The following is a 13740-nucleotide window of genomic DNA, read 5'->3' as shown; positions in this document are numbered from 1 at the left end:
GCATGCGTCGCGCCGACATGCACACCGGTCATCGATGCTCACGGGCGAGCGGCATTCGCTGCTGACCGCCCAACCCGATGAGCGCGGCTGGATTGCCAAAATGGTTTCGCGTCGTCCTGTTAGGCGGGCTGGTGATCCTGGCCAGCGGGGCGGGGCTCTTTGCTTATCGCTGGTACTCCCGGCCAGTGACGTTGACGATCGCTGTTGGGTCGCTGGATGGCGAAGCCAATTTGGTCGTTAATGCCCTCGCCAGCAAGCTCGTGCAATCCAATGCGCCGGTGCGGCTCACTATCGTTCCGACGCCTGGAGCGCTCGAAGCGGCCAAAGCGTTTGCGGCCGGTAACGTCGACCTCGCGGTGGTGCGAGCTGATGCCGGCGATCTCAGGCTGGCGCAGGCGGTGCTCGTTGTTGCGCATGTCGCGGTTCTGCTGATCGCGCCGCCCGGATCCACGGTCACGGACCTGGCGGAGCTGAAGCGCGCAACGATCGGTGTGATCGGAGGCGAGATCAATCAAAAGCTGATCAATGCTCTGACCGATGCCTACGACCTCGGACGTGCGAACGTGACATTCAAGCCTCTCGCGCCGGCGGAAGCGCGGCGGTCGCTTGAAACCAAGGAGGTGCGCGCCGTCCTGTTGGTCGTTCCGCTGGCGGAAAAGTATCTCGCTCTGGTGCGCGGCTTGTTTGCACAGGGGAAAGGCGGTCCGGTGCTGATCGCGGTTGAGTCCGCTGGCGCGATCGCCGAGCGGGAACGTGCCTACGAGAGTTTCGATGTCCCGAAAGGCACGCTGCGCGGTTCGCCGACCATTCCGCCGGACGATGTCACGACACTTCGGACCTCCTTCTATCTCGTAGCGCAGAAGAAGCTCGGTAACGATGTTGTCTCCGACCTCACGGAGTCGCTGATGAAAGCGCGCAGGGATTTGCTTGCCGAGATGCCGATCCTGGCCCAGAGTTCGGAGCCGGATACCGGCAAGGACGCCTACCTTCAGCTGCATCCAGGCGCTGCCGCCTTCTATGACGGCTCGCGGCTCGGTTTCCTTGATAAATGGGGCAATGCGATCTTTCTTGCGCCGATGATCGCGGGCGGCCTTGTCTCGATCCTCGCCTATGCCTGGAAATTCCTTCGCGCCGGCAACGTGTCATTGCCCGCGGAGGTGGCGCTGGATGCGCTCTATGCTCTCGGCCCAAGGATCCGTGCGAGCGACCGCGAGGCTGATCTCGACGAGATCGAGCGGGAGATCGACCGGGTACTGCGGGCGCAACGGGCCAGGGGTGTGGCCGACGAGGAAACCGAACGCGAAGTCACGGCTGCGAATGTTGCGGCTCATCGCCTCGAAAATCTGATCCACGACCGCCGCATCTCTCTTGCTCTGCAACAGGCGCCGCGTCCCTGAATGACCGGTTTCCTTGATCTTGATCAAGCTTGCCCCATCGGCAACGCCGAAGTTTCCCGCTGGAAGGCGAGGGAGGTGTCGATGTCTCGTTGCGGCCAAATCCTGTTCGTGCTCGCGTTGCTGCTGGGCATTCCGATCGCCGCGATGGCGCAGACCGCCGAGAAGCCGCCTGCTCAGAGCGGTCAGGCGCAGCCGGCGAGCCCGGCTCAACCGGCCGACCAGCTGTTGAAGCCTGAGCAACTCGAGGCGCTTGTCGCGCCGATCGCGCTCTATCCGGACGAACTGCTCGCCAATGTGCTGGCGGCGTCGACTTACCCGCTGGAAGTTGTGCAGGCCGACCGCTGGCTCAAGGAGCGCAAGAACCTGAAGGGCGATGCGCTCAAGAAGGAGGTCGACAAGCAGGCTTGGGACGATAGCATCAAGGCGCTCACCAGCACCGCCGATGTCCTGACGATGATGAGCGACAAACTCGAATGGATCAAAAGCCTGGGTGATGCCGTGCTCGCGCAGCAACCGGACGTGATGGACGCGATCCAGCGGCTGCGCACCAAGGCGTACGACAACAAGAAACTCGTCACCACTAAACAGCAGAAGGTCAGCGTTCAGACTCAGGAGAACAAGCAGGTGGTCGTGATCGAACAGGCTGAGCCGGATACGATCTACGTGCCGTATTACGATCCGGCCACCGTGTACGGAACTTGGCCCTACACGGAATATCCGCCCTACTATTTCGGGTATCCGTCTTATATCGGTGCAGGCGTGATCGCAGCTGGCGTTGCCTTTGGGGCAGGATGGGCAATCGGGCGTTGGGGCAATTACTGGGGCGGCGGCTGCAACTGGGGCAACCGCAACCTCTACGTCAACCACTACAACAGGATCAACAACGTCGGAAACAACTGGCAGCACAATCCGGCGCATCGCCAAGGGGTACGATACAATAACACAAACGTTCAGCAGCGTTTCGGTAACAACAATCTGAAGGCCGGTGCTGCTGATCGAATGGATTTCCGCGGCCGTGATGGACAGCAAGTGCTCAAGGATCGTGCCGGTGTCGCTGATCGCGCCGGGGATCGTGGCGGAGATCGGGCCGCGGATCGCGGTGGCGATCGCGCGAGCGCACGCGACGGCCCCGGGAGCGGTGATCGCGCCAACCGCTCGAGCACGGCAGATCGCGCTAAGGCAAGCGGCAAGGGTGCTCCCAAGGGGGGCGGCAAAGCTGCTACCAAAGGCGGTGCAGATCGCGCGAGGGCTGCCAACAATGCTGGCAATGCGGCGCGCCGCGGCGGCGAAAATCGCGGCGGCGCCATGAACGTGTCGTCGGGTAGGGCGGCTGCCGCCGCCTCAGCCCGCGGTCAAGCCAGCATGGGCGCCCGTGGCGGCGGCGGGGCGAGCTTCGCCGGGCGTGGCGGTGGCGGCGGTGGCGCCATGCGTGGTGGCGGTGGCTTCGGTGGTGGAGGCGGACGTGGCGGAGGCGGTGGAGGACGGCGGTCCGACATTGCGCTGAAGCATGACATCGTCCTGCTCGGGCATCTCGCCAACGGCCTCGGCTTCTATCGCTTCAGCTATCTTGGCAGCCAGAAGGCCTATGTCGGCGTCATAGCGCAGGAAGTGGAAGGCGTGATGCCGCAGGCCGTGACCCGCGGCCGCGACGGCTACTTGCGTGTCTATTATGAAAGGCTCGGATTGAAGCTGCGTAGCTACAGAGACTGGCTCGCAGAAGGTGCAAGGATCCCCGCGGAGATGAAGCCATGAACAATTTGAGGACGCTCCATCGCGCAGCTTTGCCAGGCATCATGGCGCTTGCACTGCTGACGTCTGCGTCCCAGGCGCAGCAGGCCTATCCGACGCCAGAGGACGCCGCAGCCGCGCTGGCTGCCGCGGTCAAGAGCGGCACAAACCGGGCAGTCTTGAAAGTGCTCGGCAACGCTGCCGAGGACCTCGTTGCCTCCGGCGATGAGGTTGCGGATGCCGCGACGCGCCAAGGCTTTACTTCTGCTTATAATGCCAGGCATTCGGTCAAGACAGAGGATAACAAGAAGGCCACGCTCGTTCTCGGCGCCGATGACTTCCCGTTCCCGATTCCGCTGGTCAACACCAAGAGCGGCTGGGAGTTCGACACGGACGCAGGCCGCATCGAGATTCTCTATCGCCGCATCGGTCGTAATGAGTTGGACGCGATCAAGACCTGCCTTGCCTTCGTCGATGCCGAGAATGAATATGCGGACAAGGATCGCGGCGACGGCGCGGGCGTCTATGCACAACGCATCGTGAGCAGTTCCGGCAAGAAGGACGGCTTGTTCTGGCGCGACGACCGCGACCCGAGCCCGCTCGGCGAACTGGCGGCGCAGGCATCAAATGAAGGCTACAAGGTCGACGGGCAAGGGGCGCCCTATCACGGATATTATTTCCGGATATTGAAGGGGCAGGGCTCCGATGCGCCGGGCGGCGCGCTCTACTACGTCGTCAGAGGCAAGATGATCGGCGGCTTCGCGCTGATCGCCTATCCTGCCGAATATGGCAACTCCGGCGTGATGACCTTCCTGGTCAATCATGCCGGTACCGTTTACCAGCGGGATCTGGGAAAGCACACTGGGATCATCGCCAAGCGGATCATGCTGTTCGATCCGGACCAGACTTGGAGGAAAGTCGATGCCACGAAACCCTGAGGGCAGGCAGACTGTCCTGCGGACATGCTTCACCGGTTTTGCGGCGATCGCGTTTTTTGCGTTCGCCGTGCCCGTGACGCCGTCCTTCGCTCAGGCCCCCGCCTTTGTCCAGCTCAAGATCGTAAAAGCGGGCTTGCTCGTGGGTGCAGGCGCGGGCAGCGGCGTGTTGAGCTATCGGGGCCGCAATTATCGCTTTCGCTGGTCTGGCATCAGCCTCGGTGTCACGGCCGGCGCGACTGTCGGCCGACTCGAGGGGTCGGCGTCAGGAATTCGAGAGATTTCCGATTTTGCCGGTACGTACAGTTCTGTCGGCGGTGGGGCATCACTCGTCGGCGGCGTTGGTGCCGTTCACCTGCGGAACGACAAGGGCGTCACGATGGAGCTGCGCGGTCCAAGGGGTGGCTGGGAGTTCGCCGCCAACTTGAGCACGATCACGATTTCAATGAACTGAACCGATTTTCACATCAGGGTGAACTCGATCTATGGCCGTGTACGTTGGGTACGTCATAGCCTCTCTCACCATCAGCGTTAGCATTGGCCTTGCCATCCGACTGTCATAAGGCAGATCACAAACGCCGTGATGTTTGATCTCGCCAGCAACGATGGCGAGCACAGCGCGTTGCCCTTCGCCCTCATTGCGGGTGGCATGGCTGACGAACTGCCGAGCGTGCGCCGCCGATCCCCGCGAGGCCTGACGATCCGATGAACGTGGCCGTTGCCGAGTCGTAAAGCGCGACGACACGCGTGCTTGAAGCTTGCCCACAGGCGATTGCGCGACGAACCTGCGCTGCGGTTTCCGCTTCTGAATGGCCTCAGCGAGAAACTGAGCCTCATCGTCGCTGATTGCTCCAACGGGCCAGTGGCGGTGCCAGATTGCATCTGAAACGGTATCCAGCTCGTCGGGCGAGGTTGCGGAATTGATAGCTTCGTAGAGAGCCGCCGCAGCGGTCGAAAGGGCGTTCATTGGGCGGCCCTGGAAGCTTGCTCGGCTGATGGCCGACTAAGCCTCGCGGCGCCTGCCAAAGCGCCCCGGGGGCTGCAACGTAGGCAGCGTACCGCTTTGCCGAGACGCGCTCGTACCGCCCCCAGCCGCTAGCGGCCGAAATAGACGGAATGCTCGAGAGGCTCGAATTCGGGGTCGGCCTCAGAAACCCTTTGAGTTTCAATGCTGGATGATTTCCCCAAATCATCGGCTAAGTGTTTGATAACGCGAGGTTGATGCTCTCCACTAGGGAGCGCCAATATACCCTATTCCACGGCATTGTACGATACGGCTCCTTTCGTGAGGCCTTCCTGCTCGACGACTGATTGATCACGCCGGCCGCCTGAGCAGTTGCCGCCTTGTGCTCATTCGTGTCCCGGTGACGGAGCTTCGAGCACTCATCGCGCCTTGGCGGGGCAATCCCTCCCACGAATCAAGCGGCGAGCGTCCCTCGTTTCCGCTATGATCAAGCCATGACGATCGGGATTACCGGACCCGGCCCGAAGGTACCACGGCAAAGTGGCGTGGTCAGGCTGATCGTTGCGGCCGTCGTCGTCACGATTTGCCTTATCCTGCTCTCGTTCGCGAGCGACTTCCTGGTCGATTGGCTTTGGTTTTCCTCGATCGGCTATCTTGAGGTTTTCCTGACGGCGATCGGCGCCAAGGCGACCGTCTTTTTCGCCGTCTTGGCGGCGACCGCCGTCGTTCTCTGGCTGAACGGAGTGCTGGCGGCGCGGTTTGCCATGCAGCCGCCGCGACAGATTCCGGCCGCCCCGTGGAAGGTGGCGGGTGTTACGCCGCCCGATCTGTCCGTATTGCTGCGCGATCGACTAACACGGCCGTGGTTTATCGCGCTCGGTGCGGGTTTGCTCGCGGTGTTGGTTGCCGCAGGCGAAGCCGGCAACTGGGGCATCTTCCTGCAGTTTCTCTACCATGTGCCCTATGGCGCGGAGGATCCGCTCTACAACAGGGACATCGGCTTCTATCTCTTTGCGCTACCCGCTTATCTCGCGATCAAGAACTGGATGCTGCTCGCAATCGTCCTGAGTGCGCTGTTTGCCGGAGCGATCTACTGGGCGCGCGGCGACATCGAGTACGATGTTCACAGCCGATCAATCTCGCCGACGGTCATCACACATGGCTCGGCGCTGGTTGGCCTTCTGTTCGCGGTGAAGGCCTGGTCCTATGGGCTCGACCGCTATCTGCTGCTCTACGGCGACAATGGTGTCGTGGTCGGGGCAAGCTACACCGATGTCCATCTGGGGCTGCCGGCTCTGTGGCTGATGATCGGGCTTTCGATTATCGCGGCGTTGATCGCATGGGCCAATTTGCGCGCCCGCACCTACCGGCTTCTTGCCGCCGGGTTCATCCTCGTCGGCGTCGGCTCTGTCGTGCTGTCGAGCCTCGTCCCTTCGCTGTTCCGGCACCTCGTCGTCAAACCGACGGAGTTGCAGCTGGAGAAGCCGTACATTGAACGCAACATCGCGCTCACCAGGCAGGCCTACAATCTCGACCGGATCGCAGCCAAGCCGTTTGCCGCCGAACAGCGGCTGACCTTCAAGACGCTGGAAGCGAACAAGGCCACCATCGACAATATCCGGCTCTGGGACTGGCTGCCGCTGTCGAATACCTACGCGCAACTGCAGGAGATCCGTACCTACTACAAATTCCACGATCTTGACGTCGATCGCTACTGGCTCGACGGCTCCTACCAGAGCGTGATGCTCTCGGCCCGCGAACTGCGGGCCTCCCTGCTGCCGGCAAACGCCCAGACGTGGGTCAATCGCCACGTGCTGTTTACGCACGGCAACGGCGCGGTGATGAGCCCGGTCACCCGTAAGAGCCCAGAAGGACTGCCGTTCTTCTATTTGCGCGATATTCCGCCCGTTGCGGACGGCGGTCCCAAGATCGAGGAACCGCGCATCTACTACGGCGAAGAGAGCGACGACTACGTCATCGTCAAGGCCAGCATCCCGGAGTTCGATTATCCGAAGGGGAAAGACAACGTCTATGCGGCCTATGACGGCAGTGGCGGTGTTCCGATCGGAGCATTGGGATGGAGAACGCTGTTCGCCTACTACTTCAATGACGCGAATCTGGTCCTCTCAAGCTACATCACGGCCGACAGCCGAATCATGATCCGGCGCAATATCACGGAACGGGTGCGCACGATCGCTCCATTCCTCAGGCTCGATCATGATCCCTATCTGGTCATCAGCAACGGGCGGCTGTTCTGGATGCAGGACGCCTACACCACGAGCTCCTATTTCCCCTCTGCGCAGCCCGTGCCGGAGCTCGATCTCAACTACATCAGGAATTCGGTGAAAATTGTTGTCGATGCCTATAACGGGACGGTTGATTTCTATCTGATCGACCCACGCGACCCCATTGCAGCGACCTACCAGCGTATCTTTCCGAGCCTGTTCAAGCCGTTCACGGCCATGCCGGCGGATTTGCAGAAGCACATTCGCTATCCGGAAGATCTGTTCCTGATTCAGGCGCGGCTCTATCAGACCTATCACATGGAGCAGGCCGAAACTTTCTATAACCGAGAGGACTTCTGGCAGTTTCCGCGACAGCCGGGCGGCGATGGCACCTCGGTGATGACCCCCTATTACATCATCATGCGGCTGCCCGGCGAGCCTCAGGCCGAGTTCTTTCTGATGCTTCCCATGGTGCCGAGTCGTCGCGACAATATGATCGCGTGGCTCGCTGCGCGTTGCGACGCCCCCGACTACGGCAAACTGATCGTCTACGAATTCCCAAAGGACAAGCTTGTCTACGGGCCGTTTCAGATCGAGGCGCGGATCAACCAGAACACCGAGATCTCGCAACAACTCACGCTGTGGAATCAGATGGGCTCGCGGGTGATACGCGGTGCGAACCTGCTGGTGATCCCGATCGAGAACTCGATCCTTTATGTCTCGCCGCTCTATATGCGCGCCGAGCTTGGACACCTGCCGGAGCTGAAACGCGTGATCGCAGCCTACGGTGAACATGTCGTGATGAAAGAGACGCTCGCTGATGCCCTGGCCGCGTTGTTCGCAGAGCCCGGTGCCGTGCCGGAGGCTTCAAACGCAACGGAAGCGGTGTCCCCTGCGGGCGGGGCGGCGAGCCCGGCGCAGCAGGCGCTCGATCGCTACAATCAGGCGGTGGAGCGATTGAAGGCCGGAGACTTGAAAGGTTTCGGCACGCAGTTCGATGCCCTGCGCGAGCCCCTGGAGGAAATGAACCGGCGCTCCGTCGGTCACTAATGGCGCGGGCGAATCGTGAGCGCGGACGCGCGCCTCAATTGGGTGCTGTTAAAGGTTACGTTTCAATGACATAAGAGTTCGCAGTTGTGTTCTGGACGGCGCGCCATTTCCGCTTCGCCTGCGGTGCCGCCGATCAATCGTCGCAATTGCTGGCGCATCCGGTGGCGTTCCGGATCCTTGCCACAACCTCCGGCCGGTTGCTCTCGAGCCAGGCCACGGCGTCGGGTCCATCGACAACGCACGCGAAGGTTTCCCAGGTTGGGTCCTCCAGGGATTCCGGTTGCAGTCGCTTCGCCGCATACTCAACGAGGTCGTGCAAGCGTTCATAGCCTCGTCGGCGCTCAAGGGAATCTGCAATCGCTTTGCTGGCCCATCCTCGCTGGGCCAAATCGACAATGCTCGGAGCGTCGGCCTCGCTGAACCAGGGTGTGGCATCGAACTCGATGCAGCGGGCATTATCGGCGGTATGGCAAGTCGCGTGGATCATTGGATTCCTCCGTTCGCCGGCTAACAACCTGCGCTGGCATTGCTCTTGGAGTTTCACATCGCCGCCTCGCATGCCTCAGGCTTTGACCAGGTCCCCCAGCAGGTTCGCCGCCACCGTCAGCTTGGCGAGCGTCAGGCCGCTGGCCGCGATCTCCTCGACCGAGCGGCGGATGCGCGTCGCTTCGGGGTGGGCCGCGAGCCAGGTCTCGACAGCCTGCTGGCCGGACTGCCCGGTTGACAGCATATCTGCCGCCAGTCTTCTTTCGGCGCCAGCGATCTGCTCAACGGCGCGATCGATCGCCATACGTTCGAAATAATCGTTTGCCGGCACGCTGCGCGCGGCGGCGGCGATGTAGTCGAGGCGGAAATTCGCTTCGGCGGCGAAGAAGGTCGCGGCGGCGTCGCCGATGGGGCGGGCGGTGCGCTCGGCAACCGTCACGATATCGGGTGCCGAGACCAGAGCGTCGAGATCGGCGAGTTCGCCGGCGAGGCCGGCCGGGACACCGGCATCGGTCAGGTCCTGCCGACGCTTGGCACGTGCGGCCTGCAAGTCCGGCGGCAGCGCGGTGTCGAGCCCTGCGACGATCTGGCGGATAGCCGGGCCGAAGCGCGCGACGACGGCCTCCAGCCCGTTCTTGAAATCAACATTGCGCACGTACCAGACCATGCGGGAGAGCAGGAGGTCATGGACAGACGCGTAGAGGGACAGCTGCACCTGCCCGTCGATGCAGGCATCGAGTGCATCGATCGCGTCACTGAGCCACTTGAGCCCGTAGCATTCATCGACCGCCACATAGGCCATGACGATGGTCGGGATATCGGCGTCCGTCTCGTCGATCAGGCGCACGACACAGGCCGGCCCGCCGCGGTTGATTACCGCATTGGCGAGGCTCGTCGCGATGATCTCCCGCCGCAGGCGGTGGAATTCGACCGCTGTCGGGAATTTGTCCTGAACCTCGCGCGGAAAATACTGGGATAGTTCTCGGGCAAGATAGGGATCATCGGGTACGCTGGTGACGAGCAGGTCATCGTGAAGCGTCAGCTTGGCGTAGGCGAGCAGCACGGCAAGCTCGGGCCGTGTGAGGGAATGGCCGCGCCGTGTGCGCTCGGTGAGCACCGCGTCATCGGGCAGGAACTCCACCGCGCGGCTGAGCAGACCGCGCTGCTCGAGCGACTGCATCAGGCGCGTGAGGAAGCCGGTCTCGGCCACGCCCTTGCGTTCGGCGAGCGAGAGCGCCAGCGACTGCAGATAGTTGTTGCGCAGCACCAGCGTGCCGACCTCGTCGGTCATCGCGGCCAGCAAACTGTTGCGGTCCGCGGGGCTGAGCCGTCCCTCGCGCTCGAGCCGCGCCAGCGCAATCTTGATATTGACCTCGACGTCGGACGTGTTCACGCCGGCCGAGTTGTCGATGGCGTCGGTGTTGAGCTTGACGCCCTTCTGCGCCGCCTCGATGCGACCGCGCTGGGTGACGCCGAGATTGGCGCCTTCGCCAATCACCCGGGCCCGCACGTCGCTGCCCGTGATGCGGATTGGATCGTTGGCGCGGTCGCCGGCCTGATCGTCGCTTTCCGCGGCGGAGCGGACATAGGTGCCGATGCCGCCAAACCACAGGAGATCCGCGCGCGCCTTCAGGATTGCCGTCATCACCTCGAAAGGCGTCGCTTGCGGCTTGTCGAGATCGAGCAGGGCGCGTATCTCCGGAGCGAGCGGGATCGCCTTGAGCTGGCGCGAGAACACGCCGCCGCCCGCCGAGATCAGCGACTTGTCGTAGTCCTGCCAGCTCGATCGCGGCAGGTCGAACAGACGCTTGCGCTCGGCGAGGCTGATCGCAGGATCAGGCGAGGGATCGATGAAGATGTCGCGGTGATCGAAAGCCGCCACAAGCTTTGTCGCTGGCGACAGCAGCATGCCATTGCCGAAAACGTCGCCGGACATGTCACCGACGCCGACCGCGGTGAACGGCATGGTCTGAATGTCGGTGCCGAGCTCGCGGAAGTGGCGCTTGACCGCTTCCCAGGCGCCGCGCGCCGTGATCCCCATCTTCTTGTGGTCGTAGCCCTGGCTGCCGCCGGAAGCGAAGGCATCGCCGAGCCAATGGTTTTTCTCGGCCGAGATCGCGTTGGCGACGTCGGAGAAGGTGGCGGTGCCCTTGTCGGCGGCGACAACGAGGTAGGGGTCGTCGCCGTCGTGGCGCACGGTGGAGTCGGGCGGCACGACGATGTCGCCGTCGAGATTGTCGGTGAGCTCCAGCAGCGAGCGAACGAAGATGCAATAGGCTTCGGTGCCTTCCGCGAGCCAGGCGTCGCGATTGGCAGGCGGCGGCAGGCGCTTGGGCACGAAGCCACCCTTGGCGCCGACCGGCACGATCACGGCGTTCTTGACCTGCTGCGCTTTCACGAGGCCGAGGATCTCGGTGCGGAAATCCTGCGGCCGGTCGGACCAGCGCAAGCCACCGCGCGCAACCTTGCCGAAGCGCAGGTGAATACCTTCGACACGAGGTGAATAGACGAAGATCTCGTAGAGAGGTCGTGGAGCCGGCAGGTCGTCGATCCGGCGCGCGTCGAACTTGAAGGAGATCACCGGACGCGGCTGTCCATCCTCGCCGATCTGCCACAGATTGGTGCGAATCGTCGCCTGCACCAGGTTGGTGAAACGGCGCAGGATGCGGTCCTCGTCCAGCGAGGCGACGGATTTGAGTTGCTCCTCGACCTCGGCAAGCAGGGCCGTCTCGCGTGCCGAGCGCTCGGCATCCGTGGAGGCGAGGCGTGGATCGAGGCGGGTCTGGAACAACGCGACGAGGTTGGCCGTGATCGCGGCGTTCTTGCGCAATGTCTCCCACATATAATCCTGGGTGAACGGCGCGCGGATCTGGTGCAGGTAGCGGGACAGTGCCCGGATGGTCGAGACTTCCCGCCAGCCCAGGGCGGTGCGCAGGATCAGGCCGTTGTATCCATCGGATTCGGCGTGATCGCGGACCACTGCCATGATCGAGGCTTCAAGGCGATGGCTGAATTCGGGGCTGATCGTGATCGGCTGGCCGTCGCTGGTCTCGATCGTCATCTCGTGGAGCCAAGCCGGCGGAGGCGCCGGCGTGGCGCGCGGCGCGATCTGATAGGTGCGTTCGTTGACCACGTGCAGGCCGTGATTTTCGATCACGGGCACGCGGTAGGACAGCGACAGGGGCGCGCCGTGCGAAAACACCCTCAGTCCGAAGCGCTTGGGATCGGCCTCGCTTTCGTCACGGTAAACCGAAATCGCCACGGGGCCGGTTGGCGTAAGCTTTTCGATGGTGGCGATATCGGTGATCGCCCGTTCCGCGCTGAACACCTCGGTATAGCCGCCGCTAAACGCCTGGGCATATCGGTTGGTGAGCATGCGCGCCCGCATGCCGTCGGTAGAGGCAGTGAGCGCGGCCTTCAGCTTGTCGGCCCACGTCGCGGCAATGGCGCTGATCCCGGCTTCGAGCGTGGCGCGTTCGACGACGGGTGTTTTGCCGTCATAGCGTCCGATGATGTAGTGGACGCGCACAAGCGCCCCTTCAGGGAATGAAACGTAGGAGGCCGACAGCATCCCCTTGTAGACCTGCGACAGGAAGGCCCCGACGCGGGTGCGGACGTTCGTGTCGTATTTCTCGCGCGGAATGAAGGTGAGGATGGAGACGAAGCGATCGAACTTGTCCACCCGCGCCAGCGCCCGGACGCGCGGACGCTCGTAGAGGATCAGGATCTCCATGACGAAATTGTAGAGCGTGTCGACGTCGATCTGGAACAGTTCGTCACGCGGATATTCTTCGAGAATATGCATGAGGGCCTTGCCCGAATGGCCGTTCGGGTCGAAGCCGGCGCGTTGCAGCGCGCGCGTCACCTTGTGGCGGACATAAGGGATCTGCCGTGCGGAGCGGGTATAGGCGCCCGAGATGAACAGGCCGACGACCCGCAATTCGCCCTCCAGCCGGCCGTCGGGCGTATAGAGCTTGATGCCGACATAATCCATGCGAATGCGGCGATGAACGCGGCTGGAGACGTTGGCCTTGATGACGATGAGCAGGGTGGGGTCGTGCATGAACTCGCGTATTTCCGACGTCATCACCACCATTTCGCTACCGCGGCGCAGGACCTTCGCATCCGGATCGCGGAGGACGCCGAGGCCTTTGCCGGTCGTGATGTCGTCGGATGCATCGCTGTCGGGCGAGAAGCGATATTCGCGCACGCCGAGGAAGGTGAAATTGTCCGCGCACAGCCATTGCAGGAACTGGTTGGCCTCGGCGACCTCGTCGATCGGCAGCGGCGGGGGATTGGAAGTGAAGGTCTTGATCGCGTCCTCGACCCGGTCGTGCATGGCACGCCAGTCGGTGACGCAGGCGCGGACGTCGTTCAACGTCCTGGTGAGGCCGTCGATCAGCTTCTGGCGATCGGCATCGGCGTCCAGGCGGGTAATGTGGAGGTGAATCAGGCTTTCCCGCGTGCCGTTTGCTCCCGCCGGCAGCGCTTCGCCGTGGAAGCGCAGGAGCTTGCCTTGGCTGTCGCGCTCCACCGCGAGGATCGGGTGAGCGACGAGGGTCACTTCGATGCCTTGCTCGGCCAGCTCCGCCGTCGTGGAATCGAACAGGAAGGGCATGTTGTCGTTGAGAATCTCGAGCACGGAAATCTCGCGCCCGTCCGGCATCATCGGATTGACGACACGGATATCGGCGCTGCCGGCCGTACGCTGCTGCACGTGCTCCCAGGCTTGTTCCGCCAGGAAGGCCATCGACCGGGCATCGTGATTGGCGAGGTCCTCGACATTGGTGTAGCCGAACAGAAGTTCGGCAAAGCTCCGGGGCGCCTTGCCCGGCTGCACGCTTCCCGCTGCATCGCGGATCAGGATCGAACGGGCCTTGTCGTCACGCCAAGCCATCATGTCCTCCATTTGCCGCGCCGTCCGATCGCAGCCGCGATCATCAGCTTGATTCTGG

At 62.8% G+C, this 13740-nt stretch carries 8 protein-coding genes; 5 read left to right on the top strand and 3 right to left on the bottom strand.

The window, feature by feature from the left end; all coding sequences use genetic code 11:
- Positions 1 to 77 precede the first annotated feature (77 nt).
- The 4 genes from ACVWW1_RS23070 (at position 78) to ACVWW1_RS23055 (ending at position 4514) form a co-directional block, all read left to right on the top strand.
- Entirely contained in the window at positions 78 to 1397 is a 1320-nt protein-coding gene (locus ACVWW1_RS23070) for a TAXI family TRAP transporter solute-binding subunit (RefSeq protein WP_456657544.1), read from the top strand.
- Positions 1398 to 1478: 81 nt separating this feature from the next.
- Complete coding sequence (locus tag ACVWW1_RS23065; protein ID WP_456657543.1) at positions 1479 to 3149, top strand: DUF3300 domain-containing protein; 1671 nt, start codon at positions 1479 to 1481, stop codon at positions 3147 to 3149.
- Positions 3146 to 4063: a DUF2950 domain-containing protein gene (locus ACVWW1_RS23060; RefSeq protein WP_456657542.1), complete on the top strand. Its 918-nt coding sequence runs from the start codon at positions 3146 to 3148 to the stop codon at positions 4061 to 4063. The genes ACVWW1_RS23065 and ACVWW1_RS23060 overlap by 4 nt, the downstream gene beginning before the upstream one ends.
- Positions 4047 to 4514, top strand: a complete 468-nt coding sequence (locus ACVWW1_RS23055) for a hypothetical protein (RefSeq protein ID WP_207832524.1) — start codon at positions 4047 to 4049, stop codon at positions 4512 to 4514. Before ACVWW1_RS23060 ends, ACVWW1_RS23055 begins: the two co-directional genes overlap by 17 nt.
- Here ACVWW1_RS23055 and ACVWW1_RS23050 read toward each other — a convergent pair.
- Positions 4503 to 5027 carry a hypothetical protein gene (locus tag ACVWW1_RS23050; protein ID WP_456657541.1) on the bottom strand — a complete coding sequence of 175 codons (525 nt, stop codon included), beginning with the start codon at positions 5025 to 5027 and terminating at the stop codon, positions 4503 to 4505. The genes ACVWW1_RS23055 and ACVWW1_RS23050 overlap by 12 nt on opposite strands.
- Positions 5028 to 5518: 491 nt before the next feature.
- Here ACVWW1_RS23050 and ACVWW1_RS23045 point away from each other — a divergent pair, with 491 nt between their 5' ends.
- A complete protein-coding gene (locus ACVWW1_RS23045; RefSeq protein ID WP_456657540.1) occupies positions 5519 to 8299 on the top strand; it encodes a UPF0182 family membrane protein in 2781 nt (926 codons plus the stop codon).
- A gap of 133 nt (positions 8300 to 8432) precedes the next feature.
- Here ACVWW1_RS23045 and ACVWW1_RS23040 read toward each other — a convergent pair whose 3' ends face one another.
- Positions 8433 to 8786, bottom strand: coding sequence for a hypothetical protein (locus ACVWW1_RS23040; protein WP_456657539.1), 354 nt, complete (start codon positions 8784 to 8786; stop codon positions 8433 to 8435).
- 75 nt (positions 8787 to 8861) lie between these two features.
- On the bottom strand, positions 8862 to 13694 hold the full coding sequence (locus ACVWW1_RS23035; protein ID WP_456657538.1) for an NAD-glutamate dehydrogenase: 4833 nt from the start codon (positions 13692 to 13694) through the stop codon (positions 8862 to 8864).
- Positions 13695 to 13740 lie beyond the last annotated feature (46 nt).

It is taken from the genome of Bradyrhizobium sp. JR3.5, assembly GCF_054057015.1.
Note: the sequence above shows the minus strand (reverse complement) of the source record. Positions and strands in the feature narration are given on the sequence as shown.